Consider the following 25,874-nt stretch of genomic DNA (forward strand, 5'->3'; position numbering starts at 1 on the left):
CATGACGGACGAGCCTGCCACCGAGCTCGTCGTCGCCCGGCTGCGACCACACGCCCGACGGCTCGTCCGGCCCGCGGTCTTCGTCGTCCTCGTCGCGGCGGCCGGTGGCTTCGGCTTCGGGGTGTTCCGTGCGGAGCTCGCCTGGCTGAACGTCGTCGTCGCGGTCCTCGTCGTCGTGCTCGTGCTCGTCGGCGGCCTGGTGCCGCTGCTGCGGTGGATGTCCGAGCGGTACGTCGTCACGACCCGGCGGCTCGTCGTCTCGCACGGGCTGGGCACCCGGACCCGGCGGGAGCTCCTGCACTCCCGCGGCTACGACGTCACCGTGCGACGGCAGGGTGCGCAGGGACTGTTCCGGTCCGGCGACGTGCTCGTGTTCCCCGGCGACGACCCGGCGCTCGTGCTCGCCGACGTGCCGCACGCGGACCTCGTCGTCGCCGTGCTGCACGACCTGGTCGAGGCGCACGAGGCCCGACGTCGGCACCGCGAGCCCGACTGGGACGACATCGTCCGCGGGACCACGCGGTACGACCGCTAGCGGACACGGTGCGGTGAACCGCCTGCGTTCTTGCGGTTCACCGTCGCGTGGACCCGGTCACGACCCGGTACCGTCGTCCACGTGCGTATCTCTGTCATCGGCTGCGGCTACCTCGGTGCCGTCCATGCCGCTTCCATGGCCAAGCTCGGACACGACGTCGTCGCGGTGGACGTCGACCCGGGGAAGATCGAACGACTCGCGGCGGGCGAAGCCCCGTTCTTCGAGCCCGGTCTGCCCGAGATCCTGACCGAGGCCCTCGCCTCCGGCCGGATCCGGTTCACCACCGACATGTCCGAGGTCGCCGGTGCCCGCGTCCACTTCGTCGCGGTCGGCACCCCCCAGGGCCCGACCGGCGCCGCCGACCTGAAGTACGTCGACGCCGCCGTCGCCTCGCTCACCGAGCACCTCTCCGCCGGCGAGTTCGTCGTCGGCAAGTCGACCGTCCCCGTCGGCACCGCGGCCCGCCTGGCTGCCGACGTCAGTGCGGCCGTCCCCGGCGCCACCCTGGTCTGGAACCCCGAGTTCCTCCGCGAGGGCTTCGCGGTGCAGGACACCATCGCGCCGGACCGCCTGGTCTACGGGGTGCCCGCCGGACCCGAGGGCGACGCAGCCGTCGCGGCCCTCGACGAGGTCTACGCCGTCGCGCTCGCCGAGGACACCCCGCGGCTCGTCGTCGACCTGGCCACCGCCGAGCTCGTCAAGGTCAGCGCGAACGCGTTCCTCGCGACCAAGATCTCGTTCATCAACGCCATGGCGGAGATCGCCGAGGTCGTCGGCGCCGACGTCACCGCACTCGCCGACGCCATCGGGCACGACGCCCGCATCGGCCGGAAGTTCCTCAACGCCGGCCTCGGGTTCGGCGGCGGTTGCCTGCCGAAGGACATCCGTGCGTTCCAGGCCCGGGCGACCGAGCTCGGCGTGGGGGAGTCGCTCGCGTTCCTGGCGGACATCGACGCGATCAACCTGCGCCGTCGTGCCCACGTCGTCGACCTCGCCGCGCAGGCCCTCGGCGGCGACGTCACCGGCAAGCGCGTCGCCGTCCTCGGGCTCGCGTTCAAGCCGAACTCCGACGACGTCCGTGACTCGCCGTCGCTCGACATCGCGGCCCGACTGCACGAGCAGGGCGCCGTCGTCGCCGCGTACGACCCGGAGGCGACCGGCACCGCCCGACGCCTGCACCCCGAGCTGCACTACGTCGAGTCCGCGACGGAGGCGCTCACCGGCGCGGACATCGTGCTCGTGCTCACCGAGTGGAACGAGTTCCGCGAACTCGACGCCGCCACGGTCGCCGCCGCGGTCGCCACCCCGGTCGTCATCGACGGGCGCAACTGCCTGGACCGCGACGCCTGGCGTGCCGCGGGCTTCGCGTACCACGGGATGGGTCGCTGAGCCCCTCCCGCAGAGGCCACCGGCGGCCGGCCACGCCCGGCGCCGGTGGGCCGGTCGTCGCGGCCCCTCACCCGCACCGGTTAGTCTCGGTGGCGATGTCCGGGAGAACAGTCGACGCGACGCGAGCAGGGCGCTCGGCGGAGCGCGGGGACCGGACGCTCGTCACCCGGCTGCGTGCGCTCGCCGCGCTCGGCCACTGGGGTGTCCTGCTGGCACACCCCTGGGTGTTCCGCACCGCGATGATCGTCTTCGTCGTGTTCGGCGTGCTGTTCGCCGTGGTGCTGCACTACCCGATCGTCGACGGCAACGGGACCGTTCCCTACGTGGGCACGATCGCACCGGACGAGCACCGCCACATCGCGAACGTCCTGTTCTACGCGCACCGCTCGATCACCGCCGGGCCGATCATCGACAGCGTGCCCACGCGCGACCTCGCGATGGGCGAGGTCCTCCGGTTCCCGAGCTACTTCTACTACTACGTCATGTCCTTCCCCGTGAAGGTGATGATCAACGAGGCGTTGCCGTACTCCTGGATCGTCGTCTTCCTGCGGCTCGTCAACCTCGTCGCCGGGCTGCTCGGACTCGTGGTGGCGCGCCGACTCCTCAAGGCGACGGGCTTCTCGGAGTCGATCGCCGTGCTGTCGGTCGTCCTGCTCGCCTTCACCGGCCGGTACATGTGGCAGTCGGCCGCCGTCAGCTACGACCCGGCAGCGATGACGCTGTTCCTCCTGTGCCTGTACTTCTGCGGGCGGTTCATCCACGCGCCGAGCCCGGCGACACTCGCGAAGGCGGTCGTCGTCGGCGGCTGGGCCATCATCGGCAAGTACACGTTCGTCCCGTTCGTCGTCGTCGCCATCGTGGTCGCGGTCGTGATGGTCGCGCAGCGCGACGGGCTCCGGGGCGTCGTCGACGTGCGGCACGCGCTGTCGTCCTTCCGCGACGGGGTGCGCCGACGGACGGTCGGCACGATCGCCTGGGTGCTGGCCTTCGTCGTGGCCGCGGCGATCATCGTGGAGCGGTTCGGCGTCAACCTCATCGTCTACCGGCAGTTCAACCCGGACTGCGACAAGCTCCACACCCACCAGCAGTGCCTCACGTTCGACATCTACACCCGGAACTACAACGCCGAGCGCAACCACGACCTCGCGGTCCTCAGCGGCACGCCGCAGACACCGTTCGACCTCCTGGAGTTCGCAGGGCGCTGGTGCACGACGTACTTCCAGTCGATCTTCTTCTACCGCGACCGCAACTCGACGTGGGCGGTGCAGCCGGTCGTGGCGCTCCTCGGGGCGCTGGTGTTCGTCGCCGCGTGCATCGCCGTGCTGTTGACGCTCCGCTCGATCCTGCGGACGCGAGGCTTCGTGTGGGCCGTCGCCGTCGCCGGTGTCTACGTCGCGGCGATGTTCGTGTTCAACCTGCAGACCTTCCTGCGTCTCGACAACGACTTCGCGTTCTCGGGGCGCTACCTGCTCCCGGTGCTCCCACTCATCTACGCCGTCGCGATCGTCGCGGCGATCGCCTTCTGGCGCTCGCTCCCGTCGGGGTGGCGTCAAGTGGCAGTCGTCCCGGTGGTGGTGGTCGTCCTGGTGGTCCTCGTGCTCTACTCCGCGCCCGTCGCGTTCTTCACCTACGCGCGTGACCCGAGCTGGTACACCGACACGGCGCTTCGACTGCTGCCGCACTGGCTGACGGGGGCGGGGTCCGGCGCATGAGCACCACCACGCCCTGGTTCCGCCGCCGACGCTGGTCGATCGGCCTCGTGCTGGTCCTCGTCGTGCTCGTCGCCGGCGCGTACCAGCGTGTGTCCTCCGGCCCGGCCGGCGAGGACGTCGCTGGCTGCACGATCGTCAACCACCCGTCGATCGACAGCCGGACCCACTGCCGGAACGCCGACCTCGCCGGACGTGACCTCCGTCAGCGCGACCTCCGGCTCGCGGATCTGCGGGGCGTCGACCTCGCCGGGGCCGACCTCCGTGGTGCGATCCTCTACGGCGCAGACCTGACCGGCGCGGACCTGACGGGCACCGACCTCGGCGAGGCCGACCTCACGTCGGCGAACCTGACGAACGCGACGATGGTGAAGACCCGGCTCGGCGCGGCCATCGTCGCGGGCATCACCATCACGGGGACCACACTCGCCGCACCGTCGCAGTCCGTGTGGGCCGACGGGGCCACGCCCGTGCTGCTGCGGTGGTCCTCCGGAACCCTGCCGGGCGTCGTGCAGAACACGTGCGACTCCCGTGAGGGCCTGTTCTACCCTGGCGACAACCCGGTGTCGTGCCAGATCGCCACCGGCACCGACGCCGGACAGTCCGCGGTGTACCAGATCCAGATCGAGGTCAAGCAGGCACCGGAGATCACCGCGCCGTCCTCGGTCACCCTGACCGCCGGTCGCCGGGCCGCCGTGCAGGTCCACGCCGACAGCCCGTACCCGCAGGTCCAGGCGCACGTCGACGGCCTGCCGACGGGCCTTCGGTGGGACGCCGCGACCCAGCGCATCGTCGGTACCCCGACGTCGGCCGCGGTCGGGGAGCACACCGTCCTGCTCCGGGCGGACAACGGCCGGGCGGTCCGGAAGACGATCCGGATCACCGTCGTCGCCGGCTGACCCGGCCGAGGCCGATCGGACGCGAGGGACAACGGTTCCCGGTTAGAGTTGAGTTGATGTTCGCATTCGAAGGGGGCTCTCCCGTGCAGCGCCTCCGCGGGGCCCACGCGGCACGGCGTCGGCCGTCCGAGGTCGTCCGGGACGCGCTGCTCGAGACGCCGGGCCGTCTCGGTGCCCTCCTCGCCCGTCCGTGGGTGTTCTGGACGGCGATCGGCGTCTTCGTGGTGCTGGGCGTCCTCTTCGCGGTGATCCTGAAGTACCCGGTGGTCGACGGTGACGGACACGTCCCGTACCCCGGCACGATCGCACCGGACGAGCACCGGCACATCGCCAACATCCTGTACTACGCACAGCGCCCGGTGACCGCCGGGCCGGTGCTGCACCACATCGCGCCGTCCGACCTGGCGATGGGGGAGATGCTCCGCTTCCCGAGCTACGTCTACTACTACGTGATGAGCTTCGCGGTGAAGCCGATCATCGACCTCGGGCTGCCGTACTCGTACATCGTGGTCGCCCTGCGACTGGTGAACGTCGTCGTGGGGGCCATCGGGCTGATCGTCACCCGTCGACTCCTCCGGACGATGGGGCTGTCCGAGGCGGTCGCGGTCCTGACCGTGATCATGCTCATCGGCACCGGCCGCTACGTCTGGCAGTCCTCAGCCGTCAGCTACGACGCCCCGTCGATGACACTGTTCCTCTGCACACTGCTGTACAGTGCCCGGTTCCTCCGCGAACCGAGCTGGGGGTCGCTCGCCAAGGCGGTCGTCCTGAGCGGGTGGACGGTGCTGTTCAAGTACACGTTCATCCCGTTCGCGGTGGTGGCGATCGTCGTCGCCGTGGTGCTCGGGCTGCGTCGCCACGGCTGGCACAGTCTGTCGACCCCGCTCCGCGGCTTCGTGGACGCCGTCCGGACCCGGGCGGTGCGGACCGCGCTCTGGTCGGTGTCGTTCGTCCTGGTGACCGCCCTCGTGGTCGAGCGGCTCGGGGTCAACCTCGTCACGTACCGGGCGTTCAACCCGGACTGCTCCGCCCTGCACACGCACGCGCAGTGCATGCGGTTCTCCATCTACGCCCGCAACTTCCAGGCCACGCGGAGCCACGAGCTCGCCCAGGCCAACGGGCAGTCGTCGAGCGTCCCCGACCTGCTGGAGTTCGCCGGCCGTTGGGCGACCACGTACTTCCAGTCCGTCTTCTTCTACCGGGACCGGAACTCGACCTGGTCGGTGCAGCCCGCGGTGATCGTGCTGGGCGCCCTCGTCGTCGTCGCCGCCGTCGTGCTGACGTCGGCCATGGTCCGGTCGCTGTTCCGCACCCGGGCGCTCGTGTGGGCCGTCGCCGTCGCGGGCGTCTACACGGTCGCGATGTTCGTCTTCAACCTCCGGACGCTGCTCACGCTGGACAACGAGTACGCCTTCTCAGGTCGCTACATGCTGCCCGTCCTGCCACTCGTGTACGCGCTCTTGATCGTCGCTGCGCTGGGGGCATGGCGCCGCCTGCGCAACCGGTGGCGCACCGTGCTGGTCGTGCCCGTCCTGCTCCTCGGCCTCGTGGTGGTGCTCCTGTTCAGCACGCCGTTCGCGTTCTTCACGTACGCGAACTCGCCCGACTGGTACACCAACTCGGCGCTCGACCTGCTGCCGCACTGGATGACCGGCGTGGACGACGTCGTGGTGCCGTCGGCGGTGCAGCAGTGAGCGGCACCCTGGCACCACGGCGGCGGGTGCTCTCCGTGGTGGCGGCCGTCCTCGTCGTCGCCCTGGTGGTCGCCGTCCTCCTCGCCATCCGCGCCGCTCGGGAACGCACGCAGTCGGCCGCCCGCACCGTCGGCTCCTGCTCCGTGCTGCTCCACCCCGGGCCCGACGTCCGCACGCACTGCCCCGGCGTGGACTGGTCCGGCCGCAGCCTCAGCGGGACGGACCTGCGCTTCGCCGACCTCACCGACGCCCGCCTGGGTGGCACCGACCTGCACGACGCGGTCATGTTCGGCGCCGACCTCAGCCGCGCCGACCTCCGTGGCGCCGACCTGCGCGGTGCAGACCTGACCGGCGCGGTCCTCACCGACGCGCAGATCGAGGACGCCCGCCTCGACGGCGCTGCCATCGCGGGCATGCAGTTCTCCGGCACCGTGCTGGCGGCGCCCGGGCAGCTGGTCTGGGTCCAGCCCGGGCAGGGACCGGCCACGGTGTCGTGGACGTCCACCTCGCCGTCCGGGGTGATCAGCAACACCTGCGTCGACAAGCAGGGCCTGTTCTACCCGGGGACGACCCCGGTGCGCTGCATCGTGGCGACCGGCCCCGACGGCTACCAGGTGGCGCAGTACGACGTGCCGATCACGGTCAACCAGGCGCCCACCGTCGACGCTCCCGAGACGGTCGCGGCGACGGTCGGCCAGCCGGTCTCCGTCCAGCTGGCGGCGAGCAGCCCGTTCCCGGCGGTCGGCCTGACGGCGCTCACGGGGGACCTGCCGGACGGCCTCACCTGGGACCAGGACACCCTGCAGATCGTCGGCACGCCGACCGAGGCCGCCGTCGGGACGCACGTCGTCGTGTTCCGGGCTGAGAACGGCATGGCGGCCGAGGCGTCGATCACGATCACCGTCTCCGCGGTGGACCCCGCAGCCCCCGTCGACCCGGCGGCGCCGGCCGGCACGACCGACCCCGGGGCGACGGATCCGGGGTCCCCTGACCAGTCAGCGATCGACCCGTCGACCGGACTCCCGACCGCGGCGGCGACCGCCGTGCCGACGGAACCGTAGCTCGTGAGCTCGTGAGCTCGTCAGCTCGTCAGCGCGTCGAGCTCGACGCCTCCGTGCTCCGCGCCGACTCCTGCTCGACCCGGTCGGGGTGGTACACCCAGGTCTTGTAGAGCCAGAACCGGAACGCCGTGCCGAGGACCAGCCCGATGCCGTTGCCGGAGACGTTGTCCGCGAGCGCCGAGGTGAACCCGAGCGCGTAGTGGGAGACCGCGAGGCAACCGAGCGAGATCACCATGCCGCCGAGCGACACGACGACGAACTCGACGCCCTCCTTCGCGGCGACCGAACGGCGCTGGTGGCGGAAGGTCCAGTACCGGTTGCCGATCCAGTTGACGACGATCGCAACGGTGGTGGACACCACCTTCGCCCAGAAGGGTCCGGAGTGGACGTCCTCCGGCGAGAGCACCGTCGCCCGCAGCAGGTTGAACACCCCGAAGTCGACGACGAAGCCGACGGCGCCGACGACCCCGAACCGGGCGAGCTGTGCGATGAGACGCCGCACGGGGCCTCCTGGATCCGTAGAGTGAGGTGCTGACCGGTCGGTGCGACCGGCGGCGGTGGATCGGCGATCGACCACCCGGAATCGTAGACGACCGGTTCTCCCCGCGTGGTGGGAACCGCGGAAGGAAGACACAGCATGGCGTTGCGCGTCGGAGTCGTCGGCGGAGGGCAACTCGCCCGGATGATGGTGCCGGCGGCCGTGGAGCTCGGAATCGACATCCGCGTCCTGGCCGAGGGGCCCGGGATGTCCGCGGCCATCGCCGCCACCGCCGAGGGCGACTACCACGACGCCGACACGGTCCTCGCGTTCGCCCGGGACGTCGACGTCGTCACGTTCGACCACGAGCACGTCCCTCAGGACGTCCTGCGCGCGCTCGTCGGCGCCGGGGTGGCCGTGCGCCCGGGGCCGGCCGCGCTGGCGGTCGCGCAGGACAAGATCCTGATGCGCACGCGGCTGTCCGAGCTCGGACTGCCGGTGCCCGACTGGTCGGCCGTCCACGACGCCGACGAGCTCCGCACGTTCCTCGACGACCACGGCGGGAAGGCCGTCGTGAAGACGGCGCGTGGCGGGTACGACGGCAAGGGCGTCCGGGTCGTGACCGATCCGTCCCAGGTCGACGACTGGTTCGTCGCGCTGGCGGAGACCGGCGGCGAGCAGGCGCTCCTGGTCGAGGAGTTCGTCCCGTTCACCCGCGAGCTTGCCCAGTCGGTGGCGCGCCGACCCTCGGGCGACGTCGTCGCGTGGCCCCTGGTCGAGACGCAGCAGCGTGACGGCGTCTGCGCAGAGGTCATCGCGCCGGCTCCGGACAGCGCCGGACGACTCGCCGACCTGGCCGAGTCGATCGCGGTCCGCATCGCGGAGGAACTCGACGTCACCGGTGTCCTCGCGGTCGAGCTCTTCCAGACCAGCGATGAACGGATCCTCATCAACGAGCTCGCGATGCGTCCGCACAACACCGGCCACTGGTCGATCGACGGCGCGACGACCAGCCAGTTCGAACAGCACCTCCGTGCCGTCCTCGACCTGCCGCTCGGCACCACCGGCATGGACACGCGCGTCGCCGTGATGGTGAACGTCCTCGGCGGTCCGGCCGACGGTGACCTCGCGGCGCGGTACCCCGCGGCGCTCGAAGCGTTCCCCGAGGCGAAGTACCACTTCTACGGCAAGGCCCCGCGGCCCGGCCGGAAGATCGGGCACGTGACCGTCACCGGCGACGACGTGGACGACGTCGTCTTCCGTGCGCGGAGCGCGGCGGCACACTTCGACGACTGATCCCGGGCCGGGACGGGAGGCTCGTGGCGGGCCCGCCACGAGCCTCCCGTCCGCCCGGTGACACGCCCGGTGCCGGTACCACCCGTCCAGGTGGCACCCGCACTGGCGGCTGGTCGCGGCCGCCGTCCCGTGGTGCGATGGAGGCTCACGTCGGTCGTCGAGGGGAGCTCCATGTCAGGCCGTCCGTCCGCCCGCGTCGTCCTCTGGGCCGTGGCGTCCGTCGTCGCGTCGCTCACGCTCGGTTCGGTCGTCGCGGCACCGGTCCCGGCGCACGCCGCCACCGCTGCCATCGCCACGCCCGCGTCGATCCGCGCGGCGTCCGCTGCCGACCTCTACCGGAACGGCCCGTACACGTCGCCCACCAGCGAGGCGGCGAAGGCCGCCACCGCGCTGGCCACGTCGGACCCGGCCGGGGCCCGGGCCGCGTCCACCATCGCCCGGTACCCGGTCGCCACGTGGCTCGGCGAGTGGACGACCGGTGCCGCGCTCGACCGGACGCTCGACACGGCGACCGCCGGCGCGGCGGCGACGGGGACCACCGCGGTCTTCGTCACCTACGCCATCCCGCAGCGCGACTGCGGCGGCTACTCCGCCGGCGGCTTCGACGAGGCGACCTACGACGCGTGGGTCGACCGGATCGCGACGCGGCTCGCCGGCAAGCACGCCGCGGTCGTCGTCGAGCCCGACTCGCTCGCGATGCTCAGCAACGACCGCTGCACCGCCTCCCTCGGGACGCAGCGGTACCGGATCCTGTCGCGTGAGGTCGCCGCGTTCACCGCCGCCGGCGTGCCGGCGTACCTCGACGCGGGCAACTCGAACTGGGTGCCACCGGCGACGATGGCGGCCCGGCTCGAGAGCGCGGGCGTCCGGCAGGCCCGCGGGTTCTTCACCGACGTCGCGAACCACTACGCGGTGGCCCAGGAACAGGCCTACGCGGAACAGGTGTCGGCGCGCACGGGCGGCTCGCACTACGTCATCGACACCTCACGGAGCGGCCAGGGATGGCGCGGGACCTGGTGCAACGCGCCGGGGGCCGGTCTGGGTCCCTCGCCGCGCGTGGCCGCCGACGGCTCGGCACTCGACGCGCTGCTCTGGGTGAAGACTCCCGGCGCGAGTGACGGCACCTGCAACGGCGGCCCGGCGGCGGGGAAGTGGTACTCGGCCTCCGCGCAGGCGCTGGTCGCGAACGCCGTCCTCGGGCTGCCGCCGGCCGTCCGGTCGCCGGTCGGCACCCTCGACACCGTGACGGTCTCGGGCGGGTCCGTCCGTGTCCGCGGGTGGGCGTTCGACGAGGACGAACCGGACGCGCCGATCGGTGTCCGGGTGACCGTCGACGGCCAGGGATCCGGTTCGGCCGCTGCCGACCGCCCACGCCAGGACATCGGCGACGCCTACGGCGTCGGTGGCGACCACGGGTTCGACCTCACCGTCCCGGCCGCAGCGGGCACGCGGACGGTCTGTGTCACCGCGGTGAACACCGGCCGTGGCAGCGACGCTCGGCTCGGGTGCGAGGACGTCACCGTCCTCGGCAACGACCCGGTGGTCCGGGTGACCCAGGCCAGCGTCGTCGCCGCCGGCATCCGCGTGGAGGGTCTGGCGTACGACGGCGACGACGTCGGCGCGGCGGTGACCGTCGCCCTGCGCGTCGACGGTCGGACGGTGCGGACGACCACCGCCGACGGAGAGCGGGCCGACCTGCGGACGAGTGGTGTCGGCACCGCGCACGGGTTCGTGGCCGTGCTGCCGGCCGGAGCCGGCGCACACACCGTCTGTGCCCGCGCGACGAACACCGGTGGCGGCCAGGACGTCACCTCACGGTGTGTCGCTGTGACGGTGGCCGCGAGTGCTCCGACCGGCCGGTTCGAGCGGGCCACCTCGAGCGCGCACCGCCGGGTCGACCTCCGCGGGTACGCCTTCGACCGCGAGGACACCGGCGCACCGGTCTCGATCCGGGTCACCGTCGACGGCGAGCGTGTCGCACAGGTCGCGGCGGCCGCGGGCCGGCCGGACGTCGACCGCAGGACCGGGGCCGGCACGACCCACGGGTTCGCGGTGCGGGTCGTCGCGGCCAGCGGGGAGCGGCGCGTCTGCGTGCGCGCCGTCGGCATCGGCGCCGGCGGGGACCGCGACCTCGGTTGCCGCACGACCACCGTCCGGTGAGCGGGCAGCCCGTCCGGCCGCCGGTCGCGGATAAGCTCGTGGGGTGACCGACACCACTGCGCCCGCACCGCTCGTCTCGATCATCATGGGGTCCGACTCGGACTGGCCGACCATGCGCCCCGCCGCGGAGATCCTCGACGAACTCGAGATCCCCTTCGAGGCCGACGTGGTCTCGGCGCACCGGACCCCGGACAAGATGGTCCGCTTCGGCCGTGCGGCCGCCGGTCGGGGCATCCGCGTCGTCATCGCCGGTGCCGGGGGCGCCGCGCACCTCCCGGGCATGGTCGCGTCGCTCACGACGCTCCCGGTGATCGGTGTGCCCGTGCAGCTCGCGCGTCTCGACGGTCTCGACTCGCTGCTCTCCATCGTGCAGATGCCCGCCGGCATCCCCGTGGCGACGATGGCGATCAACGGGTCCGCGAACGCCGGCCTGCTCGCCGCGCGGATCATCGGGTCGTCCGAGCCCGCCGTGGCGGAGCGGCTGGCGGAGTACGCCACGCGTCTCGAGCAGGTCGTCGAGCGGAAGGCCGCCGCGCTGCGCGACCAGCTCTGACCGGCGGCCGTCCACCGACCCCGTCAGGAGGCGGTGGACGACCCCGTCAGGAGACAGTGCTCGGGCCCGGTCAGGAGGCGGTGGCCGACCCCGTCAGACCGTCGACGGTGACCGTCCTGGTGGCGCCGGACGCGGTGACGGTGGCGGTCCAGACCGGCGCTGAGCCGGAACCACCGAGCACGAGTGACGTGAGGCTGCTGCCCGGCACGGCGGCGAGGGCGCGTGTCGCCGCGTCGGCGGCCTGCACCCGCAGCGAGCCGGAGCGGGCGACGTTCGCGGCCTTCGTCGCGGCGTCGGCGTCCTTCGGGAACGGCCCCGACGTGACGCGGTCGAGCGTGGCGGAGACCACCGACTGCGTCTGCGAGCCGTCCGGGCCGGACACGACGACGGTCCAGTTGTCGCCGGCACCGACGATCGAGACGGTCGTGCCACCGCCCGCCGCCGCGACGCCCTGGGCGGCGACGGCGCCGAAGTCCACCGAGGTCGGCTGGTCGACACCGCTGCCGTTGCCGGTGCCGGGCGCGTTGCCGTCGTCCGCCGAGCCGGTCTGGTCGTCCGAGGGGGTGCCCGCCGACGGGGGCGCCGAGGTCGCGCTCGACGGGGTGTCCGTCGCCGCCGGGGTGCGGGTCGGGCGTCCGGTCGGCTCCGGCGAGGCCGACCGCGAGCTCGAGGGCGTCCGGGAGGGAGTCGGGTCGTCCCCGCTGGAGCAGGCGGCCAGGGTCGTCGTCAGGCTGAGTCCGAGCACGACCGAGGCGGTGATGACCGGGAGGGATCGACGTCGTTGCATGCCCTGATGATGACAGTGGCAGCGGGCTGCCCAGGGCGGCGACACGGTGCGGCCGACCATCGATGCCGAGCCGTGATCCGACGCGCGCGGTCAGAGGTCGGCGTGCAGCTGCCAGACCTCGAGCGCGGAGTCGTGCCAGTCGAACATGCGTGCGCGGTCCGGACCCGCGACGGCGAGCTGGCCGGCCAGGTGCGGGTCGTTGACGACCTGGTAGACGGCCTGCGCGATCCGTTCCGGGTAGCCGTCGCGGGGGTTCCGTTCGACGGTGATCCCGGCGTCCGAGGCGACTTCACGGACAGCGGGGTCGTCGGAGTGCACGACCGGTGTCCCGAAGCTCATCGCCTCGACGACGGGCAGCCCGAAGCCCTCGGCCAGGCTCGGGAACACGAACACCGTCGCCCGGTCGTAGACGACGGCCAGGTCGGCGTCCTCGACGTGGCCGAGCACCTTCACCCGGTCGGCGGCGAGGCCGGCGCGTTCCGCGGTCTCGGCGACGTCGACGTCGCCCCAGCCGTCCGGCCCGGCGATGACCAGCGGGATGTCCGTCGGGGCATCGGGGTGTGCCATCGCCTCGATCAGCGAGCGCAGGCCCTTGCGCGGCTCGAGCGTGCCGACCGCCAGGACGTAGCGCGGCGGCAGACCCAGGCGCTCCGCTCGGAGGTCCGCGTCGACGGGTACCCGGAGTCGGGCGCTCGGCGCTCCGCCGATGACCCGGAGTCGGTCGTCGAAGCGGTGCACGTCGTTCAGCGCGGCGGCGACCGCGTGGGTGGGGACGACGACGGCGTCGGCGTAGCGGTAGGCCCGCTTCACCATCGCCTTGTGGAAGTGCACCCCGCGGGGCGTCAGGGTCTCCGGGTGGGTCCACGGGACCGTGTCGTGCACCGTTACGACGATCTGGTGGCCGACGTCCTGCACCCGGTCGTGCTTGACGAGGGGAGCGAGCACGCTCGGGGCGTGCACCATGCCGTGTGACGCGCGGCGGGCCAGCCCGGCCTGCCATGCGAGGGACAGCTCCCGACGGGGGAGGGCGAGCCGCTCGAGGTCCGCCAGCCCGGGCAGCAGGGTGCGCAGCCGCTGCAGCTCGGCGGGGGACGCCGCCGAGACCACGGCTTCGACGTCGCACCCGGCGGGTGCGGTCTCGATGAGCTTCCGGGTGAGTTCCTCCGCGTAGCGTCCGATGCCGCCCGGTACCGGTGCGATCACCTGGTCCACGATCACGCGGAGAGTGGTCATGCGGCGGGGCTCCTCGGGGTGGTCGGACGGGACGATCGGCCGTCCGGACAGGTCGGCCGGTCGTCCGCACGGGACACTATCAGGGCGTGCCGGGACTTCCCGGCACGCTGCCGACCGGGTCGGCCGCGGCCGTGTGGCGGCGGTGCCGGATCGCCAGCGCGGCTCCGAGACCGGCGAGGACCACGTCCCCGAGGGTCATGAACGCACGGCTGATGACGGCGAGGGCGAGGGCCCCCGTCGGGTCCGTCACCGATCCGAGCAGCAGGAGCAGGACGGCTTCGCGGGGGCCGAGACCGGCGGGGGCGATCACGACGAGGAACCCGACGAGCCAGGCGACGGCGTACGCGCCGGTGGCGACGGGGAAGAGCACGGCCGAGTCGGCGCCGAAGGCCTGCAGGACGAACGTCGCCTGCGCGCCGTAGGCGAGCCACATCACCACCGACCAGACGATGGACATCACGGTGCCGGTCCAGGTCAGGGTGATCTCCTGCGGCGGCCGGCGCAGGACCCGCATCGCGACCGCGATCAGCCGACCGAGCACCGGCGGCGTCAGCGCCACGAGCCCGATCACCACGACGACGGCGAGCCACCAGAACGTCTGCAGGCCGTCGGGGGAGCCGAGGAGCAGCGCGACGATCCCGACCAGCGCGGCGGTCACCATGCTGACGAGCATCGACGCCAGCGACGCGACGGCGCTGCCCGTCCGCGCCAGCCCGTGCGCGCGGCCGAGTTCCGCCTGCGCGGCGATGGACCACACGCCACCCGGGATGTACTTGCCGAGCTGCCCGACGAAGAAGATCGACGAGGCCGCAGCGGGTCGGACCCGGAACCCCGTCGCCGCCATCATCGCCCGCCACGAGAGCATGTTCGCGATCAGGGCCACGAGGGTGAGCACGACGCCGAGCGTGACGGTGCGGGCATCGAGCCGCGCGAAGTCGACGACGATCTCGTCCCACTGCCGGGCCACGCCGACGACGAGGAGCACCACCGCGACGGCGGCCGCGGCCCACTTGACCGCGTTCAGGATGCGGGCTCGCCGGCTCCGGGGCGCGACGACGGGCACCTCGGCACCGATCGTCTGGTCGGTCTCGGGGGTGTTGGCGGGCTGTCCATCGGCCGGATCTGCGTCGGCGGCGGACCCCGTAGGCTGTCGTGCGTCCATCGACCGACAACTCTAAGCGAGAGCGCTGATGCATCCCGACCCTGTTGCTCGTCCGACCCTGCTCGTCGCCGCATCGACGTTCCCGGCCGAAGCGGGTGACGGCACCCCGGGGTTCGTGCTCGACCTGGCCCGCGCTCTGTCGAGCGACCACCGCGTCGTGGTCGTGGCCCCGATGACGAAGGGTGCGGCGAAGCACCAGCGCATCGGCGACGTCGAGGTCCGCCGCTACTCGTACTTCCCGGCCCGCTGGCAGGACCTGGCCGACGGCGCGATCGTCGACAACCTCCGCGCCGCACCCGCGCGGTGGCTGCAGGTCCCGTTCTTCTTTGGTGCGATGGCCCTCGCCTTCCGTCGGGAGGCCAGGCGCTCCCGACCCGACGTCGCACTGCTGCACTGGATCATCCCGCAGGGTGCCGTCGGCAAGCTCGTCCTCGGCGACCTGCCGCGCGTGGTGACCACGCTGGGCGGCGACCTCTACGCGCTCCGGCACCCGGTCCTCCAGCGCGTCAAGCGGGCCGTCATCGCGAGCGCGGCCGCCGTGACCTGCATGAGCACCGACATGGCCCTCGAACTCCGCAAGCTCGGCGCGCGCGACGACCAGGTCCACATCGTGCCGATGGGCGTCGACCTCGAGCCGATCTCGCGTGCGGTGGCCAGCGAGACCCGCACCCCGGGCCGCCTGCTCTTCGTCGGCCGCCTCGTCGAGAAGAAGGGCGCGACCGTGCTCCTCGACGCCCTCGACCGCGTCGAGCACCGCCCGGACGAGGTCGTCGTCGTCGGTGACGGCCCCCTCCGGCAGGCGCTCGAGGCCCGTGCCGCCGACGGCGTCGACTTCGTCGGCGCGCAGGACAAGGCCGCCCTCGCCGCCCACTACGCCAAGGCCGGCATCGCGGTCTACCCGTCCGTCCCCGCGGCGAACGGTGACCGGGACGGCCTGCCCGTCGCACTCCTCGAGGCCATGACGGCGGGCTGCGCGGTCGTCGCGTCCGCCGTGCCCGGCATCGTCGACGTGGTCGAGGACGGCGTCAACGGCCTGCTCGTCGCCCCGGGCGATGCCGACGCCCTCGCGGCGGCGGTGGACCGGCTCCTCGCCGACCCCGCGCTCGCGGAGCGTCTCGGTGCCGGTGCCCGCGCGACGGCGGCTGCGTACACCGTCGACGCCGTGGGGGACCGCTACCGGTCGCTGATCGCGGACGCGCTCGCGGGCTGACCCGGACGCTCGTCCCCGGCGACCGTCAGCGGCCCGTCCGCGTCCGGTCGGCGCGACGCGTCCGGTCGGCGCGACGCGTCCGGACGCCGCCGTGCGTCGAGGAAGCCCCCGACGACGCAGCCGGCGGCCGCGACGACCGACACCCAGAACGCGACGTGCACCCACTGCGCCGCGTCGGGCACGATGCTCCGCACGTGGAGGTCGAAGAGCGTGCGGTAGGGCACGAACGCCAGCGCCACCCACAGCGTCACCAGGACGCCCGACAGTCGACGGGACCCGGTCAGGCCTGCCGCCATGAGCAGGGTGATGGGTTCGAGCACGGTGAGTGCGTACCGCGTGATCGGGGCACCACCGCCCGTGACGTACTGGATCTCGACGACCACGAGCAGGAGCGTCACGGCGACGAGCATGGCCACGACGAGGGCGGCGGGCAGCCACGGGCGGCTCGTGCTCGGCACGGTGCTCGTGCTCGGCACGGCCGGGAGCGGTGCCCGACGGCGCTGCAGCAGGCTCACGACACCCCACACGACCGCGAGCGCGACCGGGGTGAGCATGAGGACCCAGTGGGTCGGGTCGGACGGCCGGAGGATGCCGCGGTACACGCTGAACAGGCTCGTGTAGAAGGACGGGTCGAACGTCACCGCGCTGAACGACCGCTCGACGCGGTCCGCGTGCTCGAGGCCCCACTGTGCGTGCCGACCGCTGAAGTTCCCGGTGTCGATCTTGTTGTGCACGTAGAACCAGCCCGCGCACACGACGGCTGCGACACCCGGGGTCGCCGCTGCCACCACCCTCGCCCAGATCGGTCGGAGCCGGCCCAGCCGGACGGAGCGTGCGACGAGGAGCGACACGATGATGGCGACCAGCCAGACGACGAACGTCAGCCGGGTTGCCATGCCGGCAGCCGCGACGACGGACGCACCGACGAGCAGCCGCGGCCCGACCTCGGACCGGATCGCCGCGCCGGCGACCCCGCACGCCAGGGTGCAGAGCAGGACGAACAGGACGTCGTTGTAGATCGACGAGCCCTGCTGGATCAGCATGCCGGCGAACGCGGTCGTCACGGCGGTCGCACCAGGGAGGCGCACCCGGCCGGGGAAGCAGCGGGACGCGGCCCAGGCGGCGGCGAGCACCACGGCGCCGGCCAGCAGCGCACTGATGCCTCGACCGGCCATCACCGCGAGGAGCGGGTGGTGGGCGTCCCAGAGCGGGCCCACGATCGGCGCCAGGATCGCGTAGTAGAGCGGCGGGTGCTGCGAGACCCACTGCACCGGGGCCTCGACCCCGAACGGGGCCGCGTAGGTGATCCCGTCCTCGAACACCGGCAGCCGGCCGTGCCAGAGCAGCACGGCGTAGTCGAAGTGCGCCGGTTCGTCCTTGCTGCCGAGCGGCGGGTACGTGAAGAGCCGTGCGACCGAGGCAGCGACCATGAACAGCGCCGCCGACCACACGGTCAGGCTGGCCCACGCCGGGCTGCGCCAGCGTCGGGAGGACGGGGCGCGGCGGCGGTGCTGGCTCATGCGGTCTCCTGGTCGGTGGGACGGCTGCCCCGGATCGCGTCGACGGTGCGACGCACGCCGAGCTCGAACGGCACGTGTGTCCGGTCGTCCAGCGCCGTCATGACGCGCGATCGGAAGCGGAGGTCCCGACCGTGCGAGGTCGCGGCGGGGTCGTGGCCCTCGCGGACGTCGAGCGGCTCGCCGAACGCGGCGGACACCGCCTCGACGACCTCGGTGATGGTGCGTCCGTGCTGGGAGGCGAAGATCTTCGTCGTGGTCGGCCCGACCGCACGGTCGGCGACCACCGCGAGCCCGTCGGCCACCATCGCCGCGGCGTCGTCGATGTAGAGGTAGTCACGCGTGGTGTCCATCGGCACGTAGATCGACGAGGGACGTCGCTCGAGGTGGGCCAGGGCGAGCTGTGACACCAGGCCCTGCGGCTTCCGCAGGTTCGCGCCGGGGCCGTAGAGGTTCGAGATCCGGCCGACGAGCAGGGGCGTCCCGGTCGCCTCGGCGAAGTCCCGGAAGCGGGCCTCGGCAGCGAGCCGGCTGCGGCCGTACGGCGCGAGGGGGAGCGGGTCGGTGTCCTCGTCGAACGGCGCGCCGCTCGCGCCGGCGTACACGCCGCCGGCCGACGACGCGAAGAAGACCGCGCCGGGGGTGTCCGGGGACGCGCCGGCGGGGTCCAGCACACGCTCGAGGATCGTCGACTCGGCGGTGAACGCCTGCTCGCCGGTCGCGACGATGCCGCTGCCGGCACACCAGACGAGCCGCCAGGGCGTGTCCCCGGCCTGGAGGCCCGTCACGGCTTCCCGGAGCACGGTCGCGGCCGCCTCGGTGTCGTTCCAGGGCACACGGGGGACGACCACGCGGTCGCCGGCGCGCTCGAGCGCGCCCACGACGGCACGGCCGAGGAACCCGCCGCCGCCGACGACGAGCGCAGTCGCGCCGCTCACGCGGTGAGGACCCCGGCCTCGGCAGCGGCGTGCAGGGCGTCCCGCCAGTCGCGCATCGGGGCGAGACCCGCGCGGGACCACCCGTCGTGGCCGAGGACGCTGTACGCCGGGCGCGGTGCCGGGCGCACGAAGGCCGAGCTGTCCGTCTCGAGCACGCGTTCCGGGTCGAGTCCGACCTCGGCGAAGATCGCGCGCGTGAAGTCGTACCAGGACCCCTGGCCGGCGTTCGTGCCGTGGTAGATGCCCGCGGGCGCGTCGGCGTCGACGAGTGCGACGATCTGGCGTGCGAGGTCACCGGTCCAGGTCGGCTGTCCGACCTGGTCGGTGACGACGCTGACGGTGTCGTGGGTCGCAGCCAGGCGGACCATGGTCTTGGCGAAGTTCGGACCACCGGCGCCGTACAGCCAGGCAGCCCGGACGACGTACGACGAGTCCGGGGCGACCGAGCGCACCGCGTGCTCGCCGGCGGCCTTCGTTCGGCCGTACGCGCCGATCGGGTCGGTGGGCTCGTCCTCGGCGTAGGGCGTGGTGCCGGAGCCGTCGAACACGTAGTCCGTCGAGACGTGCACGAGCCGCGCCCCCGCGGCCACCGCGGCCGTCGCCAGCACCTCGGGTCCGCGGGCGTTCACGGCGTGCGCGTCGGACTCGTGGGACTCGGCGTCGTCGACCTTCGTGTACGCGGCGGCGTTCAGGACGACGTCGTGCCCGGCGACGGCAGCGGCGACCGCGTCCGGGTCGGTGATGTCGAGGTCGGCACGGGAGAGCGCCGTGACCTCACGCCCGGCCAGTGCCTGCTGGAGGTCCTGGCCGAGCATGCCGGCGGCGCCGGTGATGAGGAATCGGGTCATGGTGTCGGTCCGGCTCAGGCGAGCGCGGCACGCTCCTTGAGGGGCTCCCACCAGGCGCGGTTGTCGCGGTACCACTGGACGACGTCGGCGAGCCCCTGCGCGAACGGGACCTGGGGCTCGTAGCCGAGCTCGGCCTGGATCTTGGAGATGTCGACCGAGTAGCGCAGGTCGTGCCCGAGGCGGTCGGCGACGCGGTCGACGTACGACCAGTCCTTGCCCGTGGACTCGAGCAGCAGCTCGGTGAGTTCCTTGTTGGTCAGCTCGGTACCGCCGCCGATGTTGTAGATCTCGCCGGCGCGGCCACGGGTCAGGACCATCGCGATGCCGCGGGTGTGGTCGTCCACGTGCAGCCAGTCGCGGATGTTGTTGCCCTCACCGTAGAGGGGCACGTGCACGTCGTCGATGAGGTTCGTGACGAAGAGCGGGATGACCTTCTCAGGGAAGTGGTACGGGCCGTAGTTGTTCGAGCAGCGCGTGATCGAGAGGTTCAGGCCGTGCGTGCGGTGGTAGCTGCGGGCGAGCAGGTCGCTGCCGGCCTTCGACGCCGAGTAGGGCGAGTTCGGCTCGAGCGGCCGTTCCTCGTCCCACGAGCCCTCGCTGATGGAGCCGTAGACCTCGTCCGTGGAGACGTGCACGAAGCGCTCGGTACCGTGGCGCAGGGCCGCGTCGAGCAGGCGCTGGGTGCCGACGACGTTCGTCTCGACGAAGATGCCGGAGTCGCGGACGGAGCGGTCGACGTGGGACTCGGCGGCGAAGTGCACGATGGCGTCGATGCCGGGCACGACCTGGTCGAGGGCCGCGGCGTCGCGGATGTCGCCCTGGACGAAGCGGTAGCGCGGGGAGTCCGCGACCGGGGCCAGGTTGGCCAGGTTGCCCGAGTAGGTGAGGGCGTCGTAGACGACGACCTCAGCGCCCTCGAGGCCCGGGTAGGCGTCCTGGAGGGTTCGACGGACGAAGTTCGAGCCGATGAAGCCGGCTCCTCCGGTGACGAGGATCTTCACGCTGGTTTCCTTTTCCTGGCCGTGGGCCGTTGTCGGTCGGCGAGCAGTCTAGCGGGGCGGGTGGACCGGGCTGTCGACGGCATCGGGGGGTGTGGACGGGAGCCGCGCGACCCCCACCACGGCCGCCGCCGCGGTGAGCAGGGCGACGAACGCGAGGACCCCGGTCGCGGTCGCGCCGAGGGACGCGTCGGACCAGACCGCGTAGCCGGCGCCGGGGACGAGCCGGACACGGGCGGTCGCGAGCCCGACGGTCGCGAGGACGACCATCCCGACGACCAGGACCACCGGCAGGATCCGTCGGAGCCGGGTCCCGCCCGGGAGACGCCGCCACGCGAGGGCGCTGAGCACGATCAGGGCGAGGACGGCGGGGAACAGGTAGCGCCCCTGCGTCCCGACGACCGTCGTCGTCGTCAGGTAGCCGTGGATGCTGGTCGACGTCTGCGCCGCGAGCAGCAGCACCGGGAAGACGGCGAGGAGCACCGCGGTCCGGCGCCCCGGCCCGCGCCGGAAGGCCAGGGCGGCGACGACGCCGACGGTGACCAGCGTGAGCGGGACGAGCAGCCACGGCGACATCGACGCGAAGGCGTTCGACCCGAAGCTGCCCCAGAACGTCCGGATGACCGTTCCCCAGCTCACGTCGACGAAGGTCAGCGCATCGGGTCCCTGTCCGGCGGGGAAGGACTGCGGCGGCCGGATGGCGGCGTACCCGTCGGGCTGCAGGGTCCGGTACACGACGAGGTTCCGCACCCACCACCACCCGCCGACGGCGCCGGCCAGCAGGAGCACCCCGGCCGTCTCGACGAGTCGACGACCCCACGCCGGGGCACCGTGGCCGAGGAGCAGGGCGAGGGCCACCACGGGGACGGCGGGGAGCCCGGTGCCCTTCGTGACGACGAGCAGACCGAGGGCGATCCCGAGCGACAGTAGGACGCGCGGACGCCGGTCGCCCGTCAGCGCGAGGACGAGCACGGCCGTGACGAACCCGCCGAGGGACATCGTGAGCGCGTCGTTCGTCACCGAGGCCGCGATCGAGGCCAGTTCCGGCACGGCCAGCACCGCGGCAGCGCCGACGACGGCGGCACGCGGCGACCGGGTCAGCCGGCGGACCGCCGCCCAGGCGAGCACCGGCAAGGGCAGCACCACGAGCGCGTCGAACAGGCGCAGGGCCAGCAGCGCGTGGTCCCAGCGCAGGTACTCGAAACCGACGGTCCGCAGGACCGCGGCCTGCAGCAGGTACGCGGTCGGCGGGTGCTGGGTCATCTGGTCGACGGCGCCCGGGTCGATGCCCGGGTGCGCGGCGCGGAGCTTCTGCACCGTGGCCCGCGACGCCGCGGGCAGGGTGTCCGTGCCGGCCGCAGCCTGACCCGCGGCGGCCTGCACGGCGTTCAGGAACCGCTGGTCACCCGGTCCGACCCAGGCGTCCCCGATCGCCAGGTGCAGCGCGGTGTCGAAGTGGGCCTTCTCGTCCGGCGCCTGGAACGGCGGGACGAGCACCGCCCAGAGCCCGAGCACCAGGGCGAACACGGCGACGACGAGTCCGAGGGTGATCCCCTCGAGCCGCCCGACGCGCGCACGGTCCACCGGGGTGGTCGGTCGGCTCGGCATCCGCTCAGTCGCCGTAGCGCGCGAGCTTCTGCAGGTCGAGCTGTTCCTCGGCCAGGGTGCGGTTCATCCGGGTCAGGTCGGCGACCACGCCGATCACCATCGACAGCAGCGCACTGATGACGAGCGTGACGCCGAGGATCAGGGACTGCAGGTGGTTGCCGCCGCTGTCGGCCCAGAGCAGGACGAGGTACCGGACGAACGGGATCAGCCCCGCGACGCCGAACACGGCGCTGACCGATGCGAACAGCGCCATCGGTCGGTACATCAGGTAGACCCGGGCGATGGCGGACCCCGACTGGAACATGTGCTGCCAGATGTTCTTGAAGAGCCGTGACTCGCGGGTCTTCGCGTTCGTCGTGATCGGGATGCTCGCGATCGCCAGGCGCTTGTAGCCGGCCTGCACGATCGTCTCCATGCAGTAGCTGAAGCGGGTGACGATGTTGAGACGGATCAGCGAGTACTTCGAGTACGCGCGGAACCCGCTGGCGGCGTCGGGCAGGTCCAGGCCTGCGGCCCGGCTGGCGACGAACGACCCGAAGCGCTGCATGAGCTTCTTGAAGCCGGAGAAGTGCTCGATGGTGCGCGTCTGCCGGTCACCGATGACGATCTCGGCCTGGCCGTTGATGATCGGCTGCACGAGCTCGGTGATGTGCGCCTGCGGGTACTGGTTGTCACCGTCCGTGTTGACGACGATGTCCGCACCGTGCAGGAGCGCGTAGTCCACGCCGTCGCGGAACGACCGTGCCAGGCCCATGTTCGTGGTGTGCCGGACGATGTGGGTGACGCCGTGGGCACGGGCGACCTCGACCGTCCGGTCCGTCGAGCCGTCGTCGATGATCAGGATCTCGATCTCGTCGACACCCGGGATCGAGGTCGGGATCGTCTCGAGGACCGCGGGGAGCGTCTCCTCTTCGTTGAGGCAGGGGATCTGGACGAACAGTTTCACGAGGTGGTGGGTTCCCTGGGTTGGTCGGCCGGCGGGTTCCGGCCCGGGGACGGCACCCGATGCTGTGGACGGGCACACGGACGTCCCAGTGTATGCAGAGACTCCCTGCGTCCGTGCCACCATGGGCGCATGGCTCTCCTCCGGTCGACCGTCGCCCGTCTGCTCGGCCGGGGCGTGCAGCAGCGAGGACCGGAGCAGCAGCCGCCGCTGGTCGGCTTCGTCGTGCACGGCGCCGGTGGTGTGCACCCGGCGTCGGCGCACATCCGGGTGACCGGTCGGATGTCGGCGCTCGCGGCCTCCGGGGCGGCCCGTGTGGCGCAGGTCGACCCGGTGCGGTGGGCGGACGGCTCGGACACCGCGCACCTCGACGCGATCCTGGTGCAGCGCGACGCGTTCCCGCTCGGCTCGCTCGACGCGGCGTTCGCCCGGGCGTCCGCCGAGGGCACCCGCATCGTCGCCGAGGTGGACGACGACTTCTTCACGGCGGAGGCGCGTGCCCGGCTCGCCCGCGCCGAGTACGACCCGGAGCGCCTGGCGTCCGTCGACCGTCTGGTCCGCGCCGCCGCTGCCGTGGTCGTCTCGACGGAACCGCTGCGCGCCGTGCTCGCGGCGCAGGGCATCGACGCGGTCGTCGTCCCGAACGGCGTCCAGCCGGGGCTGTGGGCGCACGATCCGGTCGTCCCCGCGGCGGCGGGACCGCGGCGCGTCCTCTACATGGGGAGCGCGACCCACGGTGGCGACCTCGACCTGCTCCGCGACGTGTTCGACGGTCTCGTCGACGACGACGGCCGACCCGTCCGGCTCGAGGTCGTCGGCGTCACGCAGGACGACGGCGACGCCTGGTACGACCGACTCGAGCTGCCCGAGGGCGCCAGCCACTACCCGCAGTTCGTCGCGTTCCTGCGCGACCACGCGGACCGCTGGTCGGCGGGCGTCGCACCGCTCACGGACGACCGCTTCAACGACGCCAAGAGCGATCTGAAGTTCCTGGAGTACTCGATGCTCGGGCTGCCCTTCGTCGGGTCGGACCGCCCGTCCTACGCCGGCGTCGCCGCGCACGGTGGCCTGCTCGCCGGTGACCGGGTGGACGACTGGCGCGCGGCCCTCCGGACGGCGTTCCACGACCCGGACGCCCGTGTCCGTCGTGCGCAGGCGTACGTCCGGGCGGAACGTGTCGTCGCCAGCGGGCGGGACGAACCCGGCGAACGGGCGTGGCGCGCGGCGCTCGGGCTCGCCTGACGCGTGCTGCCCGGCCCGCCCGACGCGCGCGGCCGGGCGTGGACGCGGGCAGCGACCGGCTTGCTACGCTGCTCCGGTGCAGATCCGCGAACTGAAGATCCCCGGCGCGTGGGAGTTCACGCCCGTCCAGCACGGCGACGCACGAGGAGCGTTCCTCGAGGCGTACCGGGCCGACGTGCTCGAGCAGACCGTCGGGCACCCGCTCGATCTCCGTCAGGTGAACATGTCGATCTCGTCGCGCGGCGTCGCGCGGGGGATCCACTACGCCCTGGTCCCGCCGAGCCAGGCGAAGTACGTCACCGCGGTGCGCGGCGCGTTCATCGACTACATCATCGACATCCGCGTCGGTTCGCCGACGTTCGGGCAGTGGGACTCCGTCCGCATCGACGACGTCGACCGCCGCGCCGTGTACCTGTCCGAGGGCCTCGGCCACGCGATCGTCGCGCTCGAGGACCAGTCCACCGTGAACTACCTGGTGAGCGCCCACTACGACCCCCAGCGCGAGAAGGGGATCAGCATCCTCGACCCGACGGTCGGCCTCGAGCTGCCGGACGGCATCGGCGAGCCGGTCCTGTCCGAGAAGGACACCGGTGCGCCGACCCTCGAGCAGGCTGCCGAGCTCGGACTCCTCCCGACGTACGACGAGTGCGTCGCCTACACCGAGTCCCTCCGGACCACGAACAAGTAAGGACGCATACCCATGAAGGGCATCATCCTCGCCGGTGGTTCCGGCACCCGCCTCTGGCCGATCACCAAGGGCATCTCGAAGCAGCTCATGCCGATCTACGACAAGCCGATGGTCTACTACCCGCTGTCGACGCTGATGATGGCCGGCATCCGCGAGGTCCTCGTCATCACGACGCCGGAGTACAACGACCAGTTCCGGGCGCTGCTCGGCGACGGCTCGGCCCTCGGCATGACGATCGAGTACGCCGTCCAGCCGAGCCCGGACGGCCTGGCGCAGGCGTTCGTCATCGGTGAGGACTTCATCGGTGACGACAGCGTCGCGCTGGTCCTCGGAGACAACATCTTCCACGGCACCGGCCTCGGCACGAGTCTGCAGAAGAACACCACGGTGCAGGGCGCGACGATCTTCGCCTACCACGTGGCCGACCCCAAGGCGTACGGCGTCGTGGAGTTCGACGACGACTTCACCGCGGTCTCCATCGAGGAGAAGCCGGCGCACCCGAAGTCGAACTACGCGGTCCCCGGCCTCTACTTCTACGACAACGACGTCGTGGAGATCGCCAAGACCATCGAGCCGAGCGCCCGCGGCGAGCTCGAGATCTCGACCGTCAACGAGCGCTACCTCGAGGCGGGTTCGCTCGGGGTCGAGGTCCTGGACCGCGGCACCGCGTGGCTCGACACCGGCACGTTCGAGTCGATGATGCAGGCGTCCGAGTACGTCAAGGTCATCGAGGACCGCCAGGGCCACAAGATCGGCTGCATCGAGGAGATCGCCTGGCGCAACGGGTGGATCGACGACGACGCCCTCGCGGCCCTCGCCGCCCCGCTGGCGAAGAGCGGTTACGGCGTGTACCTGCAGAACCTGCTCCGCGGCTGATCGTGCGGCTCGGCCGACTGCTCGGTCGGGGCGTGTCCCCGTCGGGTCCG

At 72.4% G+C, this 25,874-nt stretch carries 23 protein-coding genes; 13 read left to right on the top strand and 10 right to left on the bottom strand.

The features are described from left to right. Position 1: 1 nt before the first annotated feature. From JOD51_RS06140 to JOD51_RS16955, 6 genes are all read left to right on the top strand, one after another. A complete protein-coding gene (locus tag JOD51_RS06140) occupies positions 2-535 on the top strand; it encodes a PH domain-containing protein (protein ID WP_204607478.1) in 534 nt (177 codons plus the stop codon). An 81-nt stretch (positions 536-616) separates the two neighbouring features. Continuing rightward, complete coding sequence (locus JOD51_RS06145) at positions 617-1,924, top strand: UDP-glucose dehydrogenase family protein (RefSeq protein ID WP_204607479.1); 1,308 nt, start codon at positions 617-619, stop codon at positions 1,922-1,924. Positions 1,925-2,019: 95 nt separating this feature from the next. Next, positions 2,020-3,636 (top strand): glycosyltransferase family protein, encoded by a 1,617-nt coding sequence (locus tag JOD51_RS06150; RefSeq protein WP_204607480.1) that lies wholly within the window; start codon positions 2,020-2,022, stop codon positions 3,634-3,636. Next, positions 3,633-4,532 (top strand): pentapeptide repeat-containing protein, encoded by a 900-nt coding sequence (locus tag JOD51_RS06155; protein WP_204607481.1) that lies wholly within the window; start codon positions 3,633-3,635, stop codon positions 4,530-4,532. The genes JOD51_RS06150 and JOD51_RS06155 overlap by 4 nt, the downstream gene beginning before the upstream one ends. 56 nt (positions 4,533-4,588) lie before the next feature. Next, positions 4,589-6,226 carry a glycosyltransferase family 39 protein gene (locus JOD51_RS16950; protein ID WP_239539793.1) on the top strand — a complete coding sequence of 546 codons (1,638 nt, stop codon included), beginning with the start codon at positions 4,589-4,591 and terminating at the stop codon, positions 6,224-6,226. Continuing rightward, positions 6,223-7,287: a pentapeptide repeat-containing protein gene (locus JOD51_RS16955; protein WP_259559024.1), complete on the top strand. Its 1,065-nt coding sequence runs from the start codon at positions 6,223-6,225 to the stop codon at positions 7,285-7,287. Before JOD51_RS16950 ends, JOD51_RS16955 begins: the two co-directional genes overlap by 4 nt. A gap of 28 nt (positions 7,288-7,315) precedes the next feature. On the opposite strand, the gene JOD51_RS06165 is transcribed toward JOD51_RS16955, so the two are convergent. Next, complete coding sequence (locus tag JOD51_RS06165) at positions 7,316-7,789, bottom strand: GtrA family protein (RefSeq protein ID WP_204607483.1); 474 nt, start codon at positions 7,787-7,789, stop codon at positions 7,316-7,318. A gap of 135 nt (positions 7,790-7,924) precedes the next feature. On the opposite strand from JOD51_RS06165, the gene JOD51_RS06170 reads away from it, so the two are divergent. From JOD51_RS06170 to purE, 3 genes are all read left to right on the top strand, one after another. After that, entirely contained in the window at positions 7,925-9,061 is a 1,137-nt protein-coding gene (locus JOD51_RS06170; protein ID WP_204607484.1) for a 5-(carboxyamino)imidazole ribonucleotide synthase, read from the top strand. Between the two features lie 171 nt (positions 9,062-9,232). Beyond that, on the top strand, positions 9,233-11,221 hold the full coding sequence (locus tag JOD51_RS06175) for a glycoside hydrolase family 6 protein (protein ID WP_204607485.1): 1,989 nt from the start codon (positions 9,233-9,235) through the stop codon (positions 11,219-11,221). A gap of 43 nt (positions 11,222-11,264) precedes the next feature. After that, positions 11,265-11,774 carry a 5-(carboxyamino)imidazole ribonucleotide mutase gene (gene purE, locus JOD51_RS06180; RefSeq protein ID WP_204607486.1) on the top strand — a complete coding sequence of 170 codons (510 nt, stop codon included), beginning with the start codon at positions 11,265-11,267 and terminating at the stop codon, positions 11,772-11,774. Positions 11,775-11,844: 70 nt separating this feature from the next. On the opposite strand, the gene JOD51_RS06185 is transcribed toward purE, so the two are convergent. The 3 genes from JOD51_RS06185 to JOD51_RS06195 form a co-directional block, all read right to left on the bottom strand. Further along, positions 11,845-12,561 (bottom strand): hypothetical protein, encoded by a 717-nt coding sequence (locus JOD51_RS06185; RefSeq protein ID WP_204607487.1) that lies wholly within the window; start codon positions 12,559-12,561, stop codon positions 11,845-11,847. A 90-nt stretch (positions 12,562-12,651) separates the two neighbouring features. After that, positions 12,652-13,794, bottom strand: coding sequence for a glycosyltransferase family 4 protein (locus JOD51_RS06190; protein WP_204607488.1), 1,143 nt, complete (start codon positions 13,792-13,794; stop codon positions 12,652-12,654). 79 nt (positions 13,795-13,873) lie between these two features. Further along, positions 13,874-14,956 (bottom strand): lysylphosphatidylglycerol synthase transmembrane domain-containing protein, encoded by a 1,083-nt coding sequence (locus JOD51_RS06195; protein ID WP_204607489.1) that lies wholly within the window; start codon positions 14,954-14,956, stop codon positions 13,874-13,876. A gap of 28 nt (positions 14,957-14,984) precedes the next feature. Here JOD51_RS06195 and JOD51_RS06200 point away from each other — a divergent pair, with 28 nt between their 5' ends. Beyond that, positions 14,985-16,166: a glycosyltransferase gene (locus JOD51_RS06200; RefSeq protein WP_204607490.1), complete on the top strand. Its 1,182-nt coding sequence runs from the start codon at positions 14,985-14,987 to the stop codon at positions 16,164-16,166. Here the strand turns inward: JOD51_RS06200 and JOD51_RS06205 are convergent. The 6 genes from JOD51_RS06205 to JOD51_RS06230 are packed head-to-tail and all read right to left on the bottom strand — an operon-like array spanning position 16,130 to position 23,021. Next, the gene (locus JOD51_RS06205) at positions 16,130-17,686 is read right to left on the bottom strand and encodes a hypothetical protein (RefSeq protein ID WP_204607491.1); all 1,557 of its coding nucleotides are present in this window, start codon (positions 17,684-17,686) and stop codon (positions 16,130-16,132) included. The two genes, JOD51_RS06200 and JOD51_RS06205, sit on opposite strands and share 37 nt — an antisense overlap. Further along, positions 17,683-18,621, bottom strand: coding sequence for an NAD-dependent epimerase/dehydratase family protein (locus JOD51_RS06210; RefSeq protein ID WP_204607492.1), 939 nt, complete (start codon positions 18,619-18,621; stop codon positions 17,683-17,685). The genes JOD51_RS06205 and JOD51_RS06210 overlap by 4 nt, the downstream gene beginning before the upstream one ends. Beyond that, positions 18,618-19,469: a dTDP-4-dehydrorhamnose reductase gene (gene rfbD, locus JOD51_RS06215; RefSeq protein WP_204607493.1), complete on the bottom strand. Its 852-nt coding sequence runs from the start codon at positions 19,467-19,469 to the stop codon at positions 18,618-18,620. The genes JOD51_RS06210 and rfbD overlap by 4 nt, the downstream gene beginning before the upstream one ends. 14 nt (positions 19,470-19,483) lie before the next feature. Then, positions 19,484-20,470: a dTDP-glucose 4,6-dehydratase gene (rfbB, locus tag JOD51_RS06220; RefSeq protein ID WP_204607494.1), complete on the bottom strand. Its 987-nt coding sequence runs from the start codon at positions 20,468-20,470 to the stop codon at positions 19,484-19,486. 48 nt (positions 20,471-20,518) lie between these two features. Further along, positions 20,519-22,075 carry a DUF2142 domain-containing protein gene (locus JOD51_RS06225; protein WP_204607495.1) on the bottom strand — a complete coding sequence of 519 codons (1,557 nt, stop codon included), beginning with the start codon at positions 22,073-22,075 and terminating at the stop codon, positions 20,519-20,521. Positions 22,076-22,079: 4 nt separating this feature from the next. Further along, positions 22,080-23,021, bottom strand: coding sequence for a glycosyltransferase family 2 protein (locus tag JOD51_RS06230; protein WP_204607496.1), 942 nt, complete (start codon positions 23,019-23,021; stop codon positions 22,080-22,082). A 129-nt stretch (positions 23,022-23,150) separates the two neighbouring features. Here JOD51_RS06230 and JOD51_RS06235 point away from each other — a divergent pair, with 129 nt between their 5' ends. From JOD51_RS06235 to rfbA, 3 genes are all read left to right on the top strand, one after another. Next, positions 23,151-24,260: a glycosyltransferase family protein gene (locus JOD51_RS06235; protein ID WP_204607497.1), complete on the top strand. Its 1,110-nt coding sequence runs from the start codon at positions 23,151-23,153 to the stop codon at positions 24,258-24,260. 76 nt (positions 24,261-24,336) lie between these two features. Continuing rightward, positions 24,337-24,948, top strand: a complete 612-nt coding sequence (locus tag JOD51_RS06240) for a dTDP-4-dehydrorhamnose 3,5-epimerase family protein (RefSeq protein ID WP_204607498.1) — start codon at positions 24,337-24,339, stop codon at positions 24,946-24,948. A gap of 12 nt (positions 24,949-24,960) precedes the next feature. Further along, positions 24,961-25,824, top strand: a complete 864-nt coding sequence (gene rfbA / locus JOD51_RS06245) for a glucose-1-phosphate thymidylyltransferase RfbA (protein ID WP_204607499.1) — start codon at positions 24,961-24,963, stop codon at positions 25,822-25,824. Positions 25,825-25,874 lie beyond the last annotated feature (50 nt).

The organism is Curtobacterium herbarum, assembly GCF_016907335.1.
In the GTDB taxonomy this organism is placed as follows: Bacteria; Actinomycetota; Actinomycetes; order Actinomycetales; family Microbacteriaceae; genus Curtobacterium; species Curtobacterium herbarum.

Coding starts and splice junctions, on each gene's coding strand:
- JOD51_RS16950 (WP_239539793.1), top strand. CDS start 4,589: ATGTTCGCATTCGAAGGGGGCTCTCCCGTGCAGCGCCTCCGCGGGGCC.
- JOD51_RS06150 (WP_204607480.1), top strand. CDS start 2,020: ATGTCCGGGAGAACAGTCGACGCGACGCGAGCAGGGCGCTCGGCGGAG.
- JOD51_RS06200 (WP_204607490.1), top strand. CDS start 14,985: ATGCATCCCGACCCTGTTGCTCGTCCGACCCTGCTCGTCGCCGCATCG.
- JOD51_RS06175 (WP_204607485.1), top strand. CDS start 9,233: ATGTCAGGCCGTCCGTCCGCCCGCGTCGTCCTCTGGGCCGTGGCGTCC.
- rfbA (WP_204607499.1), top strand. CDS start 24,961: ATGAAGGGCATCATCCTCGCCGGTGGTTCCGGCACCCGCCTCTGGCCG.
- JOD51_RS06235 (WP_204607497.1), top strand. CDS start 23,151: ATGGCTCTCCTCCGGTCGACCGTCGCCCGTCTGCTCGGCCGGGGCGTG.
- JOD51_RS06205 (WP_204607491.1), bottom strand. CDS start 17,686: ATGAGCCAGCACCGCCGCCGCGCCCCGTCCTCCCGACGCTGGCGCAGC.
- JOD51_RS06140 (WP_204607478.1), top strand. CDS start 2: ATGACGGACGAGCCTGCCACCGAGCTCGTCGTCGCCCGGCTGCGACCA.
- JOD51_RS06195 (WP_204607489.1), bottom strand. CDS start 14,956: ATGGACGCACGACAGCCTACGGGGTCCGCCGCCGACGCAGATCCGGCC.
- JOD51_RS06170 (WP_204607484.1), top strand. CDS start 7,925: ATGGCGTTGCGCGTCGGAGTCGTCGGCGGAGGGCAACTCGCCCGGATG.
- rfbD (WP_204607493.1), bottom strand. CDS start 19,469: ATGACCCGATTCCTCATCACCGGCGCCGCCGGCATGCTCGGCCAGGAC.
- JOD51_RS06225 (WP_204607495.1), bottom strand. CDS start 22,075: ATGCCGAGCCGACCGACCACCCCGGTGGACCGTGCGCGCGTCGGGCGG.
- JOD51_RS06190 (WP_204607488.1), bottom strand. CDS start 13,794: ATGACCACTCTCCGCGTGATCGTGGACCAGGTGATCGCACCGGTACCG.
- JOD51_RS06155 (WP_204607481.1), top strand. CDS start 3,633: ATGAGCACCACCACGCCCTGGTTCCGCCGCCGACGCTGGTCGATCGGC.
- JOD51_RS06185 (WP_204607487.1), bottom strand. CDS start 12,561: ATGCAACGACGTCGATCCCTCCCGGTCATCACCGCCTCGGTCGTGCTC.